19 protein-coding genes are annotated in these 20,726 nt (G+C 57.7%); 11 read left to right on the plus strand and 8 right to left on the minus strand.

Annotated features, from left to right (window positions below; translation table 11 throughout):
- Positions 1 to 230 precede the first annotated feature (230 nt).
- The 3 genes from aat (at position 231) to infA (ending at position 1,993) form a co-directional block, all read left to right on the plus strand.
- Positions 231 to 911 carry a leucyl/phenylalanyl-tRNA--protein transferase gene (gene aat, locus AC3WP7_RS14210; RefSeq protein WP_071491892.1) on the plus strand — a complete coding sequence of 227 codons (681 nt, stop codon included), beginning with the start codon at positions 231 to 233 and terminating at the stop codon, positions 909 to 911.
- Positions 912 to 966: 55 nt separating this feature from the next.
- Positions 967 to 1,674 (plus strand): arginyltransferase, encoded by a 708-nt coding sequence (locus AC3WP7_RS14215; RefSeq protein WP_071491893.1) that lies wholly within the window; start codon positions 967 to 969, stop codon positions 1,672 to 1,674.
- 100 nt (positions 1,675 to 1,774) lie between these two features.
- Positions 1,775 to 1,993, plus strand: a complete 219-nt coding sequence (infA, locus tag AC3WP7_RS14220; RefSeq protein ID WP_002553999.1) for a translation initiation factor IF-1 — start codon at positions 1,775 to 1,777, stop codon at positions 1,991 to 1,993.
- 183 nt (positions 1,994 to 2,176) lie between these two features.
- Here infA and clpA read toward each other — a convergent pair whose 3' ends face one another.
- Both clpA and clpS read right to left on the minus strand, forming a co-directional pair.
- Entirely contained in the window at positions 2,177 to 4,447 is a 2,271-nt protein-coding gene (gene clpA, locus AC3WP7_RS14225) for an ATP-dependent Clp protease ATP-binding subunit ClpA (RefSeq protein ID WP_071491894.1), read from the minus strand.
- 29 nt (positions 4,448 to 4,476) lie between these two features.
- Positions 4,477 to 4,845, minus strand: coding sequence for an ATP-dependent Clp protease adapter ClpS (gene clpS / locus AC3WP7_RS14230; protein WP_071491895.1), 369 nt, complete (start codon positions 4,843 to 4,845; stop codon positions 4,477 to 4,479).
- A gap of 218 nt (positions 4,846 to 5,063) precedes the next feature.
- On the opposite strand from clpS, the gene cspD reads away from it, so the two are divergent.
- On the plus strand, positions 5,064 to 5,330 hold the full coding sequence (cspD, locus tag AC3WP7_RS14235; protein ID WP_093512762.1) for a cold shock domain-containing protein CspD: 267 nt from the start codon (positions 5,064 to 5,066) through the stop codon (positions 5,328 to 5,330).
- Between the two features lie 76 nt (positions 5,331 to 5,406).
- Here the strand turns inward: cspD and icd are convergent, their stop codons facing one another.
- The gene (gene icd / locus AC3WP7_RS14240) at positions 5,407 to 6,663 is read right to left on the minus strand and encodes an NADP-dependent isocitrate dehydrogenase (protein WP_028616796.1); all 1,257 of its coding nucleotides are present in this window, start codon (positions 6,661 to 6,663) and stop codon (positions 5,407 to 5,409) included.
- A gap of 493 nt (positions 6,664 to 7,156) precedes the next feature.
- Between icd and AC3WP7_RS14245 the strand changes: the two genes are divergently transcribed.
- On the plus strand, positions 7,157 to 9,382 hold the full coding sequence (locus tag AC3WP7_RS14245) for an NADP-dependent isocitrate dehydrogenase (RefSeq protein ID WP_092245092.1): 2,226 nt from the start codon (positions 7,157 to 7,159) through the stop codon (positions 9,380 to 9,382).
- A gap of 61 nt (positions 9,383 to 9,443) precedes the next feature.
- On the opposite strand, the gene AC3WP7_RS14250 is transcribed toward AC3WP7_RS14245, so the two are convergent.
- The 5 genes from AC3WP7_RS14250 to AC3WP7_RS14270 all read right to left on the minus strand — a co-directional run bounded on the left by AC3WP7_RS14250 (position 9,444) and on the right by AC3WP7_RS14270 (position 15,085).
- Positions 9,444 to 10,322, minus strand: coding sequence for a LysR family transcriptional regulator (locus AC3WP7_RS14250; RefSeq protein ID WP_146012691.1), 879 nt, complete (start codon positions 10,320 to 10,322; stop codon positions 9,444 to 9,446).
- Between the two features lie 141 nt (positions 10,323 to 10,463).
- The gene (locus AC3WP7_RS14255; RefSeq protein ID WP_092245086.1) at positions 10,464 to 12,020 is read right to left on the minus strand and encodes an FAD/NAD(P)-binding protein; all 1,557 of its coding nucleotides are present in this window, start codon (positions 12,018 to 12,020) and stop codon (positions 10,464 to 10,466) included.
- Between the two features lie 84 nt (positions 12,021 to 12,104).
- Positions 12,105 to 13,628 carry an acyl CoA:acetate/3-ketoacid CoA transferase gene (locus AC3WP7_RS14260; protein WP_102591778.1) on the minus strand — a complete coding sequence of 508 codons (1,524 nt, stop codon included), beginning with the start codon at positions 13,626 to 13,628 and terminating at the stop codon, positions 12,105 to 12,107.
- Positions 13,625 to 14,068, minus strand: coding sequence for a cupin domain-containing protein (locus AC3WP7_RS14265; protein ID WP_092245080.1), 444 nt, complete (start codon positions 14,066 to 14,068; stop codon positions 13,625 to 13,627). Before AC3WP7_RS14265 ends, AC3WP7_RS14260 begins: the two co-directional genes overlap by 4 nt.
- Positions 14,069 to 14,107: 39 nt before the next feature.
- The gene (locus AC3WP7_RS14270; protein WP_092245077.1) at positions 14,108 to 15,085 is read right to left on the minus strand and encodes a DMT family transporter; all 978 of its coding nucleotides are present in this window, start codon (positions 15,083 to 15,085) and stop codon (positions 14,108 to 14,110) included.
- Between the two features lie 110 nt (positions 15,086 to 15,195).
- Here AC3WP7_RS14270 and AC3WP7_RS14275 point away from each other — a divergent pair, with 110 nt between their 5' ends.
- The 6 genes from AC3WP7_RS14275 to AC3WP7_RS14300 all read left to right on the plus strand — a co-directional run bounded on the left by AC3WP7_RS14275 (position 15,196) and on the right by AC3WP7_RS14300 (position 20,608).
- Entirely contained in the window at positions 15,196 to 15,642 is a 447-nt protein-coding gene (locus AC3WP7_RS14275; protein WP_093512766.1) for an NUDIX hydrolase, read from the plus strand.
- A 59-nt stretch (positions 15,643 to 15,701) separates the two neighbouring features.
- Positions 15,702 to 16,826, plus strand: coding sequence for a tRNA 2-thiouridine(34) synthase MnmA (gene mnmA / locus AC3WP7_RS14280; protein ID WP_071491899.1), 1,125 nt, complete (start codon positions 15,702 to 15,704; stop codon positions 16,824 to 16,826).
- Positions 16,823 to 17,446 carry a high frequency lysogenization protein HflD gene (gene hflD, locus AC3WP7_RS14285; protein ID WP_058425015.1) on the plus strand — a complete coding sequence of 208 codons (624 nt, stop codon included), beginning with the start codon at positions 16,823 to 16,825 and terminating at the stop codon, positions 17,444 to 17,446. The genes mnmA and hflD overlap by 4 nt, the downstream gene beginning before the upstream one ends.
- A 125-nt stretch (positions 17,447 to 17,571) precedes the next feature.
- Positions 17,572 to 18,942, plus strand: a complete 1,371-nt coding sequence (purB, locus tag AC3WP7_RS14290; protein ID WP_092245071.1) for an adenylosuccinate lyase — start codon at positions 17,572 to 17,574, stop codon at positions 18,940 to 18,942.
- An 84-nt stretch (positions 18,943 to 19,026) separates the two neighbouring features.
- Complete coding sequence (locus AC3WP7_RS14295) at positions 19,027 to 20,193, plus strand: ribosomal protein uL16 3-hydroxylase (protein ID WP_102591777.1); 1,167 nt, start codon at positions 19,027 to 19,029, stop codon at positions 20,191 to 20,193.
- Complete coding sequence (locus tag AC3WP7_RS14300; protein ID WP_092245065.1) at positions 20,186 to 20,608, plus strand: GNAT family N-acetyltransferase; 423 nt, start codon at positions 20,186 to 20,188, stop codon at positions 20,606 to 20,608. Before AC3WP7_RS14295 ends, AC3WP7_RS14300 begins: the two co-directional genes overlap by 8 nt.
- The last annotated feature ends 118 nt before the right edge of the window (positions 20,609 to 20,726 follow it).

Here is a 20,726-nt window from a genome sequence, read left to right on the forward strand (position 1 = left end):
GCTTATGAGCTGTTTTTACCAATCGAGGCAAGCTTGGCAAATGGCCTGCATGGAACAGACCCGATTACGACCACGCCCCCGGCATAGAGTTGCAGAAACACCTGCTCACGCTAATCCACCTTAATGTCCGATCCGGGCTGGTCCGATGGCGCCAGGTCGACAATAATCAGCACTGCCGCCGCAGGTGTCATTCCTGCCACTCCCCTCCCCTTCCGTAAAGCCTGGATGCCATGCTGACCTGGTTACAACGCGATTCACTGACTTTCCCCCCACTGGCCAAGGCCATGCGCGAACCCAATGGCTTGCTCGCCGCCGGCGGTGATCTCAGCGCCGAACGGCTGATCCAAGCCTACCGTCACGGCTGCTTCCCCTGGTTTTCAGAGGGCCAACCGATCCTCTGGTGGTCGCCCGACCCACGCACAGTGATATTCCCCGACGAACTGCATGTATCGCGCAGCCTGGGCAAACTGTTGCGCCAACAGCGCTACAGCGTGACCTTCGACCAGGACTTCGCCGCCGTTATCCAGGCCTGCGCGGCGCCACGCGCCTATGCCGATGGCACCTGGATCACCGAAGGCATCCAGAGCGCCTATCTGGAACTGCACCAGCGCGGCTACGCGCATTCGGTGGAGGTCTGGGACAAGGGTGAACTGGTAGGCGGCCTCTACGGCCTCGCAATGGGCCAGCTGTTTTTTGGTGAGTCCATGTTCAGCCGCGCCGACAACGCTTCGAAATTCGGCTTTGCCACGCTGACCCATCAATTGCAGGCCTGGGGCTTTGTGCTGATCGACTGCCAGATGCCCAACGATCACCTGCACAGCCTGGGTGCCCGCGCCATATCCCGCAGCGACTTCGCAGGGTTCCTGCACGACCATCTGGACCAGCCCAACGCCGGACCGTGGGTTTCCTAGGCGACATCCGCGCTCCTGGCTTACACTTATTTCAAAGCTTATCCGAGGGTTGATCATGACCGAGTTGGCGCGTTTGAAGTTTTATGCCACTCAACCCCACTCTTGCAGCTATCTGCCCGACGAGCAGGCCACCACGCTGTTCCTCGACCCCAGCCAGCCTATGGACGTGCATGTGTATGCCGACCTGTCGGAGATGGGGTTTCGGCGCAGTGGCGATCATCTGTACCGGCCGCATTGCCAGAACTGTAATGCCTGCGTGCCCGCACGCATCCCCGTTGCGCAGTTTCTGCCGGACCGCAACCAGAAACGCATCCTCAAGCGCAACGCCGACCTGACGGTGACGTCGGCCAAGCCGCGCTTCACCGAAGAATATTTCGACCTTTACCAGCGCTACATCGAGCAACGCCACGCTGACGGCGATATGTTCCCGCCCAGCCGCGATCAGTTTTCCACGTTCCTGGTCCGCGACCTGCCCTTCTCGCGCTTCTACGAGTTTCGTGCGGACGGCCGGCTGGTGGCTGTCGCGGTGACCGATCTGTTGCCTAACGGCCTGTCGGCGGTCTACACCTTCTATGAACCCGCCGAAGAACGCCGCAGCCTGGGACGCTTTGCGATCCTCTGGCAGATTGGCGAAGCCTTGCGCCAGGAACTGGAGGCGGTGTACCTCGGCTACTGGATCAAGAACTGCAAAAAGATGAACTACAAGACCCAATATCGGCCCATTGAACTGCTGATTAATCAAAGATGGGTCGTGCTTAACTAGAACCCCTTGGCTTGAACACCCTTTTTCGGGCACAATGCACGCCGCTTTTGCCTGGCGCAGTTGCACCGGGCCATTCACTGGATACCGAGGGCTTTACTGCATGTCGAAAGAAGACAGCTTCGAAATGGAAGGCACTGTCGTCGACACCCTGCCCAACACCATGTTTCGTGTGGAGTTGGAAAATGGGCACGTCGTAACCGCGCATATCTCCGGCAAGATGCGCAAGAACTACATTCGTATTCTTACCGGTGACAAAGTGCGCGTCGAGCTGACGCCCTATGACTTGAGCAAAGGGCGCATCACTTACCGCGCTCGCTAAGCAAGTCAATACAAAACGCCCGGTTATGCCGGGCGTTTTTGTGTGCGTGCTATTTACCAAGTGCCACAACCCAATGCGGGAGGGGGCTTGCTCCCGATAGCGGTAGATCAGTCATCCATGTAGCGACTGAAACACTGCTATCGGGGGCAAGCCCCCTCCCACATTGACGCTCGCCGCTATGGATCAGGCCATTTCAGCCGTGGTTTCGAACTCGAAGGTCAGCTCGCCATCCTTCAGGTCGATGTGTACCACGCCACCATGGTCGGAAAGCTCGCCAAACAGGATCTCTTCGGCCAGCGGCCGCTTGATCTTGTCCTGGATCAGACGCGCCATTGGGCGTGCGCCCATTGCCGCATCGTAGCCGCCTTCGGCCAGCCAGCTGCGCGCCGCGTCCGTGACCTCCAGCTGCACGCGCTTGTCTTCCAACTGCGCCTGGAGCTCGGTGAGGAACTTGTCCACCACGCTCTTGATGACCTCATGGCTGAGGCGACCAAACTGGATAATGGTGTCCAGGCGGTTGCGGAACTCAGGCGTGAAGCTCTTCTTGATGACTTCCATCGCATCGGACGAGTGATCCTGGTGCGCGAAGCCAATGGAAGCCCGCGCGGCCGTTTCGGCACCGGCGTTGGTGGTCATGATCACGATCACGTTGCGGAAATCCGCCTTGCGCCCGTTGTTGTCGGTCAGGGTCCCGTGATCCATCACCTGCAGCAGCAGGTTGAAGACTTCAGGGTGGGCCTTCTCGATTTCATCGAGCAGCAGCACGCAATGCGGTTGCTTGGTGATCGCCTCGGTCAACAGGCCGCCCTGGTCGAAACCGACATAACCCGGAGGCGCGCCGATCAGGCGCGACACGGTGTGACGCTCCATGTATTCGGACATGTCGAACCGCACCAGCTCGATACCCATGGCCTTGGCCAGTTGCCGGGCCGCTTCGGTCTTGCCGACACCGGTCGGGCCGGCAAACAGGAACGAACCCACCGGCTTGTCCGGCGACTTGAGGCCTGCACGCGACAGCTTGATCGCGGTGGACAGCGAGTCGATGGCCGCATCCTGACCGAACACGGTCAGCTTGAGGTCGCGCTCCAGGTTACGCAGCAACTCCTTGTCGGAACTGGTGACGTGTTTTGGCGGAATCCGCGCGATCTTCGCCACAATATCCTCGACCTGCGGCACGTCGATGCGTTTTACACGCTTCTCGACCGGCTGCAGACGCTGGTAGGCACCGGCCTCGTCGATTACGTCGATGGCCTTGTCCGGCATGTGCCGGTCATTGATGTAGCGCGACGCCAGCTCAGCGGCTGAACGCAGGGCTTCATCGGTGTACTCGATGCCATGGTGCGCCTCGAAGCGCCCCTTGAGCCCGCGCAGGATGCCGATGGTGTCCTCTACCGAAGGCTCGGACACGTCGACCTTCTGGAAGCGACGCGCCAGGGCACGGTCTTTCTCGAAGATGCCACGGAATTCCTGGAACGTGGTCGAGCCGATGCAGCGTATATCACCCGACGACAGCAGCGGCTTGAGCAGGTTGGAGGCATCCATCACCCCACCGGAGGCCGCACCGGCACCAATGATGGTGTGGATTTCGTCGATGAACAGGATCGCCTGCGGGCGTTTTTTCAGCTCACCGAGCAGCGCCTTGAAGCGCTTCTCGAAGTCGCCACGGTACTTGGTTCCGGCGAGCAAGGCGCCCAGGTCAAGGGAGTAGACGACGCTGTTGGCCAGCAGGTCCGGCACCTGGTTATCCACGATTCGCTTGGCCAGGCCTTCGGCAATCGCGGTTTTACCCACGCCTGCCTCGCCCACCAGCAACGGGTTGTTCTTGCGACGACGCGCGAGGATTTGCGCGACACGCTCAACCTCGAGCTCACGCCCCACCAGCGGATCGATCCGCCCCTGGCGCGCCAGTTCGTTGAGGTTACTGGCATAGGCATCCAGTGGATTGCCCGAAGAAGAAGACTCACCGCCCTCGTCGTCCTGCATATCCTGCTCACCCTCGGAATGATCGCCGTGCCCGGGCACCTTGGAGATACCGTGGGCGATGTAGTTGACGACATCGATACGGGCAACGCTCTGCTGTTTGAGCAGGAACACTGCCTGGCTTTCCTGTTCGCTGAAAATCGCCACCAGCACATTGGCGCCCGTGACTTCACGCTTACCGGAGCTCTGAACATGGAACACGGCACGCTGAAGCACCCGCTGGAAGCCCAGGGTTGGCTGGGTCTCACGGTCTTCATCGTGGACTGGAATAAGTGGCGTTGTGGAGTCGATAAACTCCTGCAGGTCATGCTTGAGTTTGTCGAGGTTGGCGCCGCACGCACGTAGAACGGTGGCGGCAGCTTCGTTATCCAAAAGTGCCAGCAGCAGGTGTTCGACGGTCATGAACTCATGACGCTTCGAACGAGCCTCCTTGAAGGCAAGATTGAGGGTGACTTCGAGCTCGCGGTTTAACATAGCTTCACCTCATACCCAAGTGGTCGGCGTTAACCGTCCTTCTCGATTTCACAGAGTAGCGGATGCTGGCTTTCCCTGGCGTACTGGTTGACCTGCATGGCCTTTGTCTCGGCGATGTCGCGGGTAAACACTCCACATACTGCCCGTCCTTCTGTGTGAACGGCCAGCATTACCTTGGTCGCCAACTCGCGGTTCAGGTTAAAAAACACCTCGAGCACTTCGACCACGAAATCCATCGGTGTGTAGTCATCATTGAACAAAACCACCTTGTACATCGGCGGCGCCTGTAGAGCAGGCTTGGCCTCCTGAACAGCAATGCCTGCAGAACCGTCGTCATCATGTTGCTGATCCGGTCGATCCTGATTGAATGTTAGTCGAATCTGGCTGTTTGCATGCATGGAAAGAAAGGTTCGTCAGTGGTTCAAATACAGTGGTGGGGGCGACCTGTCAGAATTTCAACTCTGACCGACTGGTCGCCTTGACTATCGGCGAAACGGTGTTACAACCAATAGAACCCACAGTGGGTAAAAAAGGTCCGCGCAGTCAACCTTATTTATTCGGGTTAGGACGGATAAACTGGATGATACTCCAGTGATGGAGTCTGGTGCAGAGGGATATGGGTATGGCAAGCGGTAAGGTCAAGTGGTTCAACAATGCCAAAGGGTACGGCTTCATTATTGAAGACGGCAAGGATGAAGACCTTTTTGCGCATTACTCAGCGATCAAAATGGACGGTTATAAAACGCTGAAAGCTGGGCAGCCGGTCTCCTTTGACATTATTCAGGGGCCCAAAGGCAAGCACGCGATCGAAATCAGTGCGCCAGTCACCATCGGCACAGCCAGAGAGGGCGTCGCTCAAAAATCAAAAGAGCAATTAGCCTGATCAGCTACCGAGCAGGCGCCCAATAAAAAAACCGGCCATCCCGTTTACGGTGTGGCCGGTTTTTTACCCCTGTCGCTTACATGTGCGAGATCAGCGCATCACCGAAGCCAGACGAAGACACCAGGGTGGCGCCATCCATCAGACGCTCGAAGTCATAAGTCACAGTCTTGGCAGAAATCGCGCCATTAGTGCCCTTGATGATCAAATCCGCCGCCTCGGTCCAGCCCATATGGCGCAGCATCATCTCGGCCGACAGAATCAGCGAACCCGGGTTGACCTGATCCTTGCCCGCATACTTCGGCGCAGTACCGTGGGTCGCCTCGAACATCGCCACGGTATCCGAAAGGTTGGCACCCGGCGCAATACCGATCCCCCCCACTTCCGCCGCCAGCGCATCAGACAGGTAGTCGCCGTTCAGGTTGAGGGTGGCGATCACATCATACTCAGCCGGACGCAACAGGATCTGCTGGAGCATGGCGTCGGCGATAGCATCCTTGACCACCACATTCTTGCCAGTCTTGGGGTTCTTGAACTGCATCCATGGGCCGCCATCCAGCAGCGTCGCACCAAATTCTTCAGCCGCCACCTCATAGGCCCATTCCTTGAAGGCACCTTCGGTGAACTTCATGATGTTGCCTTTGTGCACGATGGTCAGCGAGTCGCGGTCGTTATCCACTACATATTGCAGGGCTTTGCGCGCCAGGCGCTTGGTACCCTCCTTCGAGACCGGCTTCACGCCAATCCCGCAATCCTGGTCGAAACGGATCTTGGTCACGCCCATTTCTTCCTTGAGGAACTTGATCACCTTGATCGCCTCAGGCGAACCGGCCTTCCACTCGATACCGGCGTAAATATCTTCGGAGTTTTCCCGGAAGATCGTCATGTCCACGTCGCCAGGCTTCTTGACCGGGCTGGGCACGCCTTCGAACCAGCGCACCGGGCGCAGGCACACATACAGGTCGAGTTGTTGGCGCAGGGCCACGTTCAGCGAACGGATGCCGCCACCCACCGGGGTGGTCAGCGGGCCCTTGATGGAGACCACGTAATCCTTGACCGCATCCAGGGTTTCCTGGGGCAGCCAGGTGTCCTGGTCGTAGACTTGAGTTGCTTTCTCGCCAGCATAAACCTCCATCCAGGAGATCTTGCGCTTGCCGCCGTAGGCCTTTTCAACAGCGGCGTCGACTACCTTGATCATCACCGGGCTGATGTCGACACCGATACCGTCACCTTCAATGTAAGGGATGATCGGTTGGTCAGGAACATTGAGAGAATGGTCTGCATTGACGGTGATTTTGTCGCCGACTGCCGGAACCTGAATCTTCTTGTATCCCATGCTGAACTCCATCTATGGATTGAACATCTGGCTGCGTTCGAGCCTACTCCAGATAAATGGCGACTGAAACCTCGCGCCATGCTCATTTGCATCGAAAACAGCATAATTTGTCGCCTACAAGCCTGAAAGCAAAGGCAAAATCGCCAATCTTGAGCACATCGTGCGACTTTCGTCGCAATCGGGTACCTGCGACCTTTAGACCAATGGACGACACACCTTTTGTATGAAGGCTCGGCGTAAGCATAGCGACCTATGTATAATGCCGCCGCTGACCAAAGAGTCACGACGGCGGACCGCTCTAGAACACAGCCTTCCGCTACAAAGCAGGACTATTACAATAGTCCACCCGCTTGACGCTCGACTGATGCAACCCAACATCACCGCGAAGAAACCTCGACATTTCGCTCATGGATGACTTTGAACGAACGCGCTCCACCCGGCGCATCTCGAGTTTCTGCGCACGCTTTCAGCAAAGAAGAGAGTTAATCCGAATATGCCCACCCGCTCGAAGATCATCTACACCTTCACCGACGAAGCCCCGGCCCTCGCCACCTATTCACTGCTGCCTATCGTAGAGGCCTTCACCGCTTCCGCTGATATTGCCGTGGAAACCCGCGACATCTCCCTCGCCGCGCGCATCCTCGCAAGCTTCCCCGAGCAACTGGGTGCCAAGGCTATCCCGGACCACCTCGCCGAACTGGGCGACCTGGCCGTTACGCCTGAAGCCAACATCATCAAACTGCCTAACATCAGCGCCTCGACCCCGCAGCTGCAAGCCGCGATCAAGGAACTTCAGGCCCAGGGCTACGCCCTGCCGGACTACCCGGAAACCGTAACCACCGACGCGGAAAAAGAAACCCGCGCACGTTACGACAAGGTCAAGGGCAGCGCCGTGAACCCGGTACTGCGCGAAGGCAACTCCGACCGCCGCGCACCGCTGTCGGTCAAGAACTACGCGCGCAAGCACCCGCACAAAATGGGCGCCTGGGCTGCCGACTCCAAGTCGCACGTCGCCCACATGAGCAATGGCGACTTCTACGGCAGCGAAAAAGCCGTACAGATCGAAGGCGCTGATGCTGTCAAAATCGAGCTGATCGCCCAGGACGGCACCGCCACCGTCCTGAAGGAAAAGACCTCGGTACAGGCCGGCGAAATCATCGACACCGCCGTGCTGAGCAAGAAAGCCCTGCGTGCGTTCATCGCCGCTGAAATCGAAGACGCCAAGAAACAAGGCGTGCTGCTGTCGGTTCACCTGAAAGCCACCATGATGAAGGTCTCCGACCCGATCATGTTCGGCCAGATCGTCGCCGAGTTCTATAAAGACGCCCTGGCCAAGCACGCCACCGTGCTGGAGCAGATCGGTTTCAACCTGAACAACGGCATCGGCGACCTGTACGCGCGCATCAAGGCCCTGCCGGCCGAGCAGCAAGCGCAGATCGAAGCTGACATCCAGGCCGTCTACGCGGCTCGCCCTGCCCTGGCGATGGTCAACTCCGACAAAGGCATCACCAACCTGCACGTGCCGAGCGACGTGATCGTCGACGCCTCGATGCCGGCCATGATCCGTGACTCCGGCAAGATGTGGGGCACCGACGGCCAGCTGCACGACACCAAGGCGGTGATCCCGGATCGCTGCTACGCCACCATCTACCAGGCGGTCATCGAAGACTGCAAGGCCAATGGCGCCTTCGACCCAACCACCATGGGCAGCGTGCCGAACGTCGGCCTGATGGCGAAGAAAGCCGAAGAGTACGGCTCCCACGACAAGACTTTCCAGATCAAGGCTGACGGCGTAGTCCGCGTCACCGACAGCAAGGGCAACCTGCTGATGGAACAGAAAGTCGAAGCCGGCGACATCTTCCGCATGTGCCAGACCAAAGACGCGCCGATCCAGGACTGGGTCAAACTGGCCGTCAACCGTGCCCGCGCCAGCAACACCCCGGCCATCTTCTGGCTGGACCCTCAGCGTGCACACGACGGCGTCGTGGTCGAGAAGGTTCAGGCTTACCTGAAAGACCACAACACCGAAGGCCTGGACATCCGCATCATGTCGCCGGTCGACGCGATGAAGTTCACCCTGGAGCGCACCCGCAAGGGCCTGGACACCATCTCGGTGACCGGCAACGTTCTGCGCGACTACCTGACCGACCTGTTCCCGATCATGGAACTGGGCACCAGCGCGAAGATGCTGTCCATCGTGCCACTGATGAACGGCGGTGGCCTGTTCGAAACCGGTGCCGGCGGTTCGGCGCCGAAGCACGTACAGCAACTGGTGGAAGAGAACTTCCTGCGCTGGGATTCCCTGGGCGAGTTCCTTGCCCTGGCTGCGTCCCTCGAGCATTTGGGTGTGACGTACAACAACCCGAAAGCCCTGGTCCTGTCCAAGACCCTGGACCAGGCCACCGGCCAGTTCCTCGACAACAACAAGTCGCCATCGCGCAAAGTCGGCAACATTGACAACCGCGGCAGCCACTTCTACCTGGCGCTGTACTGGGCTCAAGCCCTGGCCGCCCAGACCGAAGACACTGCACTGCAAGCGCAGTTCGGCGAACTGGCCAAGACCCTGACCGCGAACGAGGCAACCATCGTTGCCGAGCTCAACGCCGTCCAGGGCAAGCCAGTGGACATCGGCGGCTACTACGCGCCGAACCCGGAGCTGACCAGCAAGGCCATGCGCCCAAGCAACACCCTCAATGCGGCGATTGCCAAGTTGAAGTAAAGTTGTAAGGTGACATCACAAACCCCGGCCATGTGCCGGGGTTTGTGCCTTCAGGCCTTAATCAAAGGGGGCCATCGATATACTCAGAAGCCCATGCCGTGCGAATCAGGTCCAGTATCTGCGGCCGACAATCAGGATTCCAACCTGCTCGCTCCCTTAGCATCACGGCAAACTCGGGCAGCCTCGGCAGGCTGGAAACACCCTCGAGGCTTCTCAAACCCAGCACCTGCGCAACATAAGGCAGCAACGTCACCCCCACACCCGCTTGCACCGCAGAGCGCAATGACATCAAGTCCTCCGATTCATAGACGCAGTGCCATTTTAGCCCGCACGCCTCAAGACTCCTGATCGCCAAACTGCGGAATCCACAAGGGGGCTTAAACAACACCAAGGGCAAATCTTTCAAATCATCGCCTAAGCTGACCTGCGCACTGCCAAACCATTTGACCGATAACGTATGCCAAGGCGGCTCGCTCGCAATACCCAGCTCATCGATAACCAAACATAAATCGATCTCACCGCCCTTTACGGCCTCCAACAACACGCCAGACCTTGCGACCTTTACCACCATCTGCGTAGATGGAAACTGGATGGACATATTGGAAATGATATACGGTAGCACGCGCTCACAAAAATGTTCAGGCATACCCAGTACGACTGTTTCTCTTCTTTTTTCCTTTTCAAACAGCCCACCTATCTTGTCGTTGCAAGCAACAATATCCTTGGCGTAGCCAAATAGCTTTTCCCCCTCCAGGGTAAGCAGCACCTGACGCCTTTCCCTTACGAAGAGCTCGACACCCAGCAAGTCCTCGAGACGCCTGATCTGCTGACTGATCGCGGGCTGAGTCAAACTCAATGCTTGCGCAGCACGCGTAAAGCTTTTGGTTTCACCCACCTTGATAAAACTGCGCAAGGACTGAACATCAAGATTGACCCTCATGACACACCACCCACCGAGGAGTAACGCTTCGAAGTGTGGCAATTCCTTGCGGCACTTACAACTGACTGTTCGGCTAGGTAGAGACGTTACTCGCGTAGGAAGATCAAACTTAACGTGTACCCCTGTAGTTTCTCCTACACCCTATGCAAACAAGCGTGACCCTGAACTGCGGGAACTTCCATCACGAACAAGTGACAGCCTCGATAGGACGTCGTTAGCTCGTCTCGCCGAATGGCGGGAGTTGATTTCCAACGCACTGGTAAAAAAGAATGCTCCGCTCGTGAGCTCACCTAGCACTGTAATTCTGTCATCCACATAACCTAGCTGATTAATCAGTCCACCTGTTTCAGCAGAAACCCTGACACCTCCGAAGGGATCAACACTGGCAAGGCCCTGATGAAGCATATTTTGGACAATAGGGTTGTCGAACTTTTTGACGTCACGAGGCGTACCAGTCGCAATAACCACTGCGTCATACTCGCAGCGACGAATACCTGAACAATCATCCACCACCAAGGTAAACCTTCCGTCACACTCCACCGCCTTAAGCTCACCCTTGAAGATCGACAATTGTTCCGCCTCAAGCAACACCTTTATTTTTACTGCATTCTCAACCGGGATGGAAACGCGGTAGATCATCCACCAACTTGAATAACCTAAAAATCTTCGCCTGTCCTCATCAGGCATTGCAGGCCAAATCAAATCAAGTACCGCATTGGTAGAATAAAGTACTGACTGCCAAAATCTGGGATATTGTGCCTGCGCGATCTCGTCGGTCAGAAACTCAATGGCAGGCTTCTGGGTGCACTTGGATGACCAATCAATGGCGCCAATTGCCTCTCCACCTAAAGCGAACTCCTGCAACGTCCAGCGCATCACATCGTCAAGTCGGACCACCCCACACCTAGAAATGCACGACTTGACCGTTTCAGGCGTCAGAATTTTCGGCTTATAGCGTGCCTGGGTCCCACGAACATAGGGCAACGCACCGGTACGCGAATGCAATGTGATTGGCCCCACGTGCCCATTAGTGGTGAGCCCGATCAGTGTATCGATGGCGCTGAGCCTTGAACCAACAATAGCCACACTTGCATGCTTTGGAATCAATCGACATGTACGCCTTAGAGGGTAAGGACTGTTGAAAAAACCCTCTGAAGCATCCAGATGCCGATACTCCAGACTGCGGGCATTACCGCAACTGAGTACCACGTGATCACTTGGAAAGGAAAGATTTCCTCTGGTTAAAACCACCACTTTCCCATCGTGCGCAAAACTCAGGCTGACCGCCTCATCCTGAACCTGAATCAATTGACAGCCGAGTGCCACTGCCCTATTAACCAACCACCGAATCATATGCGCAAGATAAAGCCCAAATAGCGGCCGGGGTAGAAAGGACTGAGGCAATAATTCAATACCTGGAAAGTCATCCTCCCAAACCTCCCGATTATTCGATAACCATTTATAGAAATGCCCAGGCTGATCGGCGAAAGGCGAAATGAACTCAGCCCGAGTATTTAAAAGATTCGTGATGCAGTCCTCTGAATAGGCGAGCCCCCGCCCACATTGAGGCTGCCTGTCGATTAAAAACAAAGAGACACTCGAGTAACAACCCGACCTGCCGAGACCTTCCAACAACGAATAGATAAACGCAACGCTCGATGCGCCACCGCCGATGATTGTAATCACGTTATTTGACATAACAGCCTCCGTTAAATCGAATTGATCACTCCGCTAACACCTCACAACGCCATCCAACTTCAAACCCCACAACAACCCGCAACCCTAAATTAAAAAAACATCGCCCTTCATGCGCTTGCAATCAGCCGAGATAACAAATCCGCCTTCGATGCACGGTACAATATCCCGCGCGATATCAATACCCGGCGCGACCTCATCCAAATAAATAACTCCATTACGCAACGAAAAAACAGCGCGCTCCGTCACAAACATTACGCGCTGACGCAACAACTGAGCGTAGCCACCGTTAAATGTCAGGTGCGAAACCTGGCGTACAAACTTCTTGATGCGCCCTTCCTGGACAATTTGCAGCCCCTCTGCACCCATTTCGACATTCAGCCCAGCAGCGGTTAAAGTTCCGCAAAATATAATGAAGCGCGCGGACTGTGAGATATTTATAAAACCGCCAGCGCCCTGCAACTTGCTGCCAAACTGCGAGACATTGACATTGCCAGCGGCATCAATTTCAGCAAAACCCAAGCACGCCACATCAATGCCGCCGCCTTCATAAAAATCAAACAACGCTGCCTGCTCGATCACAGCACTCGGTCTATAACTGGCTCCAAACGACAACCCGAAAGCAGGCCTACCTCCCACAACTCCAGACTCAACAGTAAAGATCTCGCTCCCCGGACAGCCACTCTCCTCAGCCACTCGACCAATAACCGTGGGCATACCAATACCGAGATTGACTACTTGAACGTTTTGCTGGCGAATTTCCTGTAGCGCGCGCTTGGCAATAATCCGCTCGGCACAGGATATTGTCCCCCTATCAGGTGTCTGAACTCCCGGACATATAAATTCGGAGTTGTAGACTTCGGCATAGGTTTGAGGATGTTCTCCGGGGCGAGACACGGTGACGTAGTCTACTAGCATGCCTGGAATCTTTACATGTTGTGGCTCTATCTCATGCAACCCTACCAAGCTTTCAACTTGCACGATTACGGTGCCGCCGCAATTTTTAACAGCCATCGCCTGCGCGAGCGAGTCACTATAAGAAACTTCCCTCTCCATTGAGATATTCCCATCAGGATCGCAGCAGGTACCTCTCAACAACGCACAATTAACGTCAAGCGCGGGATAGAAAAGTGTTGTCGCTCCCGCAATATCAACTCTTTGAACAAGCGGACCGCCCCCTCGATCACTCAAACAGCCCCCTTCATTATTGGGATCAACGAAAGTATTGAGCCCGATACTCGATATTACCCCGGGCTTTTTGGCTGCGATGGCACGAAAGAGCTGACTGATAACACCCTGCGGCCAATTATGCGCTTCTATTTCGCCGCACCGCGCCATCTCGCCCAGTCGCGGAACCAACCCCCAAAAACCGCCAATCGCCTTGGCCACCAGCCCTGGCTGAGCAAATAGATCGACACCTCGCCCCTCAAGATCCCCAGAGGCCGATGCGAAGAGCAGACCAATCTGGCGCGGTCGCCCTTCGCGCTTGAAACGCTCACTGATTGCGCGCGTGAGGCCATCTGGATGCCCGCAACTTCCAAAACCACCAGGGATGATTGTCCAACCGTCTTCGATCAAGTCCGCCGCTTGTTGCTCGCTAATGACTTTCATATGTCGGCCTCAGGAGTTGAGGCGGCGCCTGCACTGCCTTCGGGTGACATGACAACCTGAACGGGTTGCTCCCAAACAACCAGGAACGTACAACCTGTCATCGAACAGAGTTCATGCGAAGAACCGGGCGGATAAATCTGCAATACGCCCGCTGTATGAAGCCCCCGATCATCAAGCAGCTCACCCTTTAATACAAAAACCAACTCCCACCCCATGTGCATATGTCTTGGGGTAAAGGCCCCCGCCTTGTAGCGGACCAAAGCTGCGGCGGGCCCTTGCGCACCTTGCCGGGCGTCGTACAGATAAAATATCGAAACGCCCTCGCGACCATCAATTTGATAAGGCTCAAACTTTAAATGCTCAAGATCGTCGGTAGACAATCCACCGCCCAACTCACTCATCTGAATGTCAAATATTTCGCTACTGCCTATTGTATGCATGACCGTTCTCCGCCTTTTCACGAATGAACTGCTTATCAATCATTTCGCGCGAGCATGATTCATCAAATAAACCCCAACCGCCGAAACAACAAATCCCGCAACCGCCACCGCACTCGGCACTTCCCCCAACACTAGCGACGCCATGATCTGTGTGACCGCCGGAATAACATGAAACAAGTTGGTCGCCTTACTTGCCTCACCCCGTCGAATCATCAAATACAGCAGCGTCAGCGCCCCAACTGAATTCATCAACGTGATCCAGGCTACCGATGCTGCAAAGGGCGCCCATTCAGTCACGCGCATGGTTTCGGTGGCATAAGCCAGTACCAACATAACCAGCGACGCGACAACCATCTGAATGAAGCAGCCCACCCACAGGTTCACGCCACCTAGAAAGCGCTTCTGATACAGCGTGCCAAGCGTGATACCTAGCAACGCCAGGCCCACTGCGCCATATCCACCTAATGACGCCTCGGTGCCAAAAAGGCTGCTGGCTACGACAATGACCACACCGCCGACACCCAGGATCGACCCCGGCAGGTCGCGCCAACTCAATTGCTCACCTAAAAAGAAATAAGCACCGATCACAACAAATACCGGCATCAACCCGACGATCAATGCGGCTTGTCCTGCTGGAACGCCATGACTGATGCCGGTGTACAAGCCCCCGAACTGCAATGCCTGTAGAAGCAACCCAACTGCAGCAGCATGAAGGTAAGGCGTCAGCTTTTTCGGCCATTGCGCTTTAATCGCGAATGCAACCCCCAGGAAAACCAGCGCCGCCAGGGCAAATCGGTAGAACGTCATGGTGAACGGCTCGCCATAACGGACGCCAAACGCGCCGCCGATGTAACCGGAGCTCCACAGCAGGATGAAGGCAATGGGGAACGGTGAGGTGAGACGTACTTCGTAGCTTTTGTGGGCAACCGGACTCATGACACTCTCCAAATTGATTTGAAGAGGTAAACTGCGCCAGCCCCTGACATCCGTAAAATCATAAAATGTCAGGTCCATCATGCGAATTGCTTATGCAGACTCACTGAAGCAACCCAATCAAATGTGGGCGCTGGCTTGCCTGCTGCCACATTGACCGAGCTTCTCCAACCACATCATCCTTGAGGCCGCTTATGACCTGGCAACCCCACATCACCGTCGCCACCCTCGTCGAAGACGACGGCAAGTTCCTGATGGTCGAAGAACTCAAGGGCGGCCGCGCCGTGCTCAACCAGCCCGCCGGCCACCTCGACCCGCATGAAACCCTGACCGAAGCCGCCATCCGCGAAACCCTCGAAGAAACCGGCTGGGACGTCGAGGCCACTGGTATCGTCGGCATCTACCTGTACACCGCCCCCAGCAACGGCGTGACCTACCAACGGGTCTGCTTCATCGCCAAAGCCCTGAAACACCACCCGGACTATCAACTCGACGAAGGCATCATCCGCGCCCGCTGGCTGAGCCGTGACGAGCTGATGGCGGTACGCGAAGACTGGCGCAGCGAGCTGATTATCCGCTGTATCGATGATTATCTGGCCGGCCAGCGCCATAGCCTCGAATTGATCCGCCCTTCTCTTTAGCCTTGAAGGCCTGAGCCTGATAGAATCGCGTCCTTTTTCAAGACACCCGTTGAAACCCTATGCGTGATCCAGCCCCTTCTGACACACAAAAGAAGCGCGTCATCGTCGGCATGTCCGGCGGCGTGGATTCTTCCGTTTCCGCCGTTCTGCTCATGGAGCAGGGTTATGAGGTGGAAGGCCTGTTCATGAAGAACTGGGAAGAAGACGATGGAACGGAATATTGCACCGCCATGGACGACCTGGCGGACGCCCAGGCCGTGTGCGACAAGATCGGCATCAAGCTGCACACCGCCAACTTTGCCGCCGAGTACTGGGACAATGTGTTCGAGCACTTCCTGGCCGAATACAAGGCCGGTCGCACGCCGAACCCGGACATCCTGTGCAACCGCGAAATCAAGTTCAAGGCGTTCCTCGACTACGCCATGATGCTCGGCGCCGACCTGATCGCCACTGGCCACTACGTGCGCCGCCGCGACATCGATGGCCGCACCGAACTGCTCAAGGGCCTGGACCCGAACAAGGACCAGAGCTACTTCCTGCATGCCGTCGGCGGCGAACAGATCGCCAAGACCCTGTTCCCGGTAGGCGAGCTGGAAAAACCCGAAGTGCGCAGGATCGCCGAGAAACACGGCCTGGCCACCGCCAAGAAGAAGGATTCCACCGGCATCTGCTTTATCGGCGAGCGCCGCTTCAGCGACTTCCTCAAGCAATACCTGCCGGCGCAACCGGGCGAGATCCACACCACCGAAGGCGACGTCATCGGCCGTCACCATGGCCTGATGTACCACACCATCGGCCAACGCCAGGGCCTGGGCATCGGCGGCTTGAAAGACGCCGGTGAAGAGCCGTGGTACGTGCTGGTCAAGGACCTGGAAAACAACGTGCTGATCGTCGGCCAGGGCAACGAGCACCCGCTGTTGTTCTCCGGCGCTCTGCTCGCTTCGGAAATCTATTGGGTCAACCCGATCGACCTGAGCACGCCACGCCGCCTGACCGCCAAAGTGCGCTATCGCCAGAGTGATCAGCCGTGCACCCTGGAAAAAACCGCCACCGGCTACCGCGCCACCTTCGATGACCCGCAACGCGCGGTCACCCCTGGCCAGTCCGTGGTGTTCTACGACGGCGAAATCTGCCTGGGCGGCGGCGTGATTGAAATCGCCGAAGCCTGGAGCCAGAAGGCATGAGCCCGACCCAGGAGCAATTGACGGCACTGGGCGGGGTGTTCCTCGCCGCGGTATTGGTGGACAAGATCGCCAAGACCGGCCAGGTCACCGAGGCCGGCCTGACCTGCATGCTCGGCAGCCTGCTGATCCGCGACCCCAAGGACACCCTGGAGGTCTACGGCGGCGACGACCTGGCGCTGCGCGAAGGCTATCGCGCACTGATCGGCGCATTGGAGCGCGACCCCAGCACTCTGCAGCGCGAGCCGTTGCGCTACGCCCTGTCGATGCTCGGCCTCGAGCGCCAGCTGGCCAAGCGCGAGGACATGCTGGAGGTCATCGGCAAGCGCCTGCCGCAGATCCAGTCCCAGGTGGAACATTTCGGCCCGGCCCACGAGAACGTGATCGCGGCCTGTGGCGCGCTGTACCAGGACACCTTGAGCACCCTGCGCCAGCGCATCCAGGTCCACGGCGACATGCGCAACCTGCAGCAACCGAACAACGCCTCGAAAATCCGTGCCCTGCTGCTGGCCGGTATTCGCTCGGCGCGGTTGTGGCGCCAGTTGGGTGGTCATCGTTGGCAACTGGTGATCAGCCGTCGCAAATTGCTCAAAGAGCTTTACCCGTTGATGCGCAACGAATAAGTCGCAGCAACAGGCCATTTTCAAGCCGTTACGCGTAATACGCCGGTCAGTTGGCAACGGACCGGCGAATTTTTTCATGTATGATACGCGCCCCATTTCGTTGCCCGACTGTCCGAGAACACCCCATGCAGCTCTCTTCGCTCACTGCGGTTTCCCCTGTAGACGGCCGCTACGCCGGCAAAACCCAGGCCCTGCGCCCTATTTTCAGCGAATACGGCCTGATCCGTGCTCGCGTACTGGTTGAAGTGCGCTGGCTCCAGCGCCTGGCCGCTCACCCCGCCATCAGCGAAGTGCCGGCGTTTTCCGCGCAAGCCAACGCTGTGCTCGACACCCTGGCGGAAAACTTCTCCCTGGAGCACGCCGAGCGTGTGAAGGAGATCGAGCGCACCACCAACCACGACGTAAAAGCCATCGAATACCTGCTCAAAGAGCAAGCGGCCAAGCTGCCAGAACTGGCCCAGGTCAGCGAATTCATCCACTTTGCCTGCACCAGCGAGGACATCAACAACCTGTCCCACGCCCTGATGCTGCGCGAAGGCCGTGATGACGTGATGCTGCCGCTGATGCGCCAGACCGCCAATGCCATCCGCGAACTGGCCATCCGCTTTGCCGACGTGCCGATGCTGTCGCGCACCCACGGCCAGCCGGCGTCGCCGACGACCCTGGGCAAAGAACTGGCCAACGTGGTGTACCGCCTGGAGCGCCAGATCGCTCAAGTCGCCGCCGTACCGCTGCTGGGCAAGATCAACGGCGCCGTAGGCAACTACAACGCCCACCTGTCGGCCTACCCGGAGATCGACTGGGAAGCCAACGCCCGCGCCTTCATCGAAGACGAGCTGGGCCTGGGCTTCAACCCCTACACCACGCAGATCGAACCGCACGACTACATTGCCGAACTGTTCGACGCCATTGCGCGCTTCAACACCATCCTGATCGACTTCGATCGCGATATCTGGGGCTACATCTCCCTGGGCTACTTCAAGCAGCGCACCATTGCCGGTGAAATCGGTTCGTCGACCATGCCGCACAAGGTCAACCCGATCGACTTCGAAAACTCCGAAGGCAACCTCGGCATCGCCAACGCCCTGTTCCAGCACCTGGCCAGCAAGTTGCCGATCTCCCGCTGGCAGCGCGACCTGACCGACTCCACCGTGCTGCGCAACCTCGGCGTAGGCTTCGCTCACAGCGTGATCGCATACGAAGCCAGTCTGAAGGGCATCAGCAAGCTTGAGCTCAATGAGCAGAAGATCGCCGCCGACCTGGACGCGTGCTGGGAAGTCCTGGCCGAGCCGATCCAGACCGTGATGCGCCGCTACAACATCGAAAACCCGTACGAGAAGCTCAAAGAGTTGACGCGCGGCAAGGGCATCAGCCCTGAAGCACTGCAAACTTTCATCGACGGCCTGGACATGCCAGCCGCCGCCAAGGCCGAGCTGAAACTGCTCACCCCGGCCAACTACATCGGCAACGCTGTAGAGCAAGCCAAGCGCATCTGATCATCGCAAGACCCTTTGAGACGCCCGGCCGCGCCGGGCGTTTTTATTCCAGTCTGAAAAGTGCTTTTTTTCAATAGGTTACACATGAATCCTGATATCCCTCTTCAACTTCTGGGCGGCATCACAGCACGGGAATTCCTGCGCGACTACTGGCAGAAAAAACCGCTGCTGATCCGCCAGGCCATCCCTGATTTCGAAAGCCCGATCGACGCCGACGAACTGGCCGGCCTGGCGCTGGAAGAAGAAGTCGAGTCGCGCCTGGTGATCGAGCATGGCGAGCGCCCGTGGGAGCTGCGTCGCGGCCCGTTCGCCGAAGATGCCTTCAGCACCCTGCCCGAGCGCGAGTGGACCCTACTGGTACAGGCGGTCGACCAGTTCGTGCCGGAAGTGGCCGAGTTGCTGGAGCAGTTCCGCTTCCTGCCGAGCTGGCGCATCGACGATGTGATGATCAGCTTCGCCGCACCGGGCGGCAGCGTTGGCCCGCACTTCGACAACTACGACGTGTTCCTGCTGCAGGCCCAGGGCAAGCGCAACTGGAAGATCGGCCAGATGTGCAGCTCCGAAAGCGCGCTGCTGCAGCACGCCGACCTGCGTATCCTCGCCGAATTCGAAGAAAGCGCCGAGTGGGTCCTGGAACCGGGCGACATGCTTTACCTGCCGCCGCGCCTGGCGCACTTCGGCATTGCCGAAGACGACTGCATGACCTATTCCGTGGGCTTCCGTGCACCGAGCGCGTCCGAAGTGCTGACCCACTTCACCGACTTCCTCAGCCAGTACCTGACCGACGAAGAGCGCTATACCGACGCTGACGCCCAGCCGGTCAGCGACCCGCATCAGATCCAGAGCGACGCCCTGGACCGCCTCAAGAGCCTGCTGGCCGAGCACATGAGCGATGAGCGCATGCTGCTGACCTGGTTCGGCCAGTTCATGACCGAACCGCGCTATCCTGAACTGGTGGCCGGCGAGGAGTTGGGCGAAGACGACTTCATCAGCAGCCTGCAGGACGGCGCCATCCTGGTGCGCAACCCGAGCGCACGCCTGGCCTGGTCCGAAGTGGACAACGATGTGTTGCTGTTTGCCAGTGGCCAGAGCCGTTACCTGCCGGGCAAGCTGCGTGAACTGCTGAAGCTGGTGTGTTCGGCCGATGCGCTGCACAGCGAGAACCTGGGCGAATGGCTGGCAGACGAAGACGGTCGCGACCTGCTGTGTGAATTGGTCAAGCAAGGAAGCCTGGGATTTGCCGATGAATAGGATTCACGTAAGTGTCGCGGACTGGCAAAAGGATATCGCCGAGATTCGGCGCATTCGTGAAGCGGTGTTTATCGCTGAACAATCGGTTCCACCGGAGCTGGAGTGGGACGCGGACGACGCCGGCGCAGTGCATTTCCTTGCATTCGAAGGTGATTTTCCGATCGGTACCGCCCGCCTGCTACCCAGCGGCGAGATTGGCCGCGTCTCGGTCCTCAAGGACTGGCGCGGGCTGAAGGTCGGCGACAAGCTGATGGAAACGGTGATTGGCGTGGCCGAACAACGTGGCCAGACCCGGCAGTTCCTGAGTGCGCAGGTGTATGCAGCACCGTTTTATGAGCGGCTGGGCTTCAAGATCGTCAGTGACGAATTTCTTGAAGTCGGGATTCCGCATGTGGATATGGTGCGCGAGGGCTGATCCGAGATCGCGTCGCTGCCATCGGGGGCAAGCCCCCTCCCACTTTTTGACCGAGTAAGTCCTTTGGAATGCGGCCAAGTGTGGGAGGGGGCTTGCCCCCCGATAGCCATTTCAGCAA

Source organism: Pseudomonas sp. FW305-3-2-15-C-LB1 (assembly GCF_058787615.1).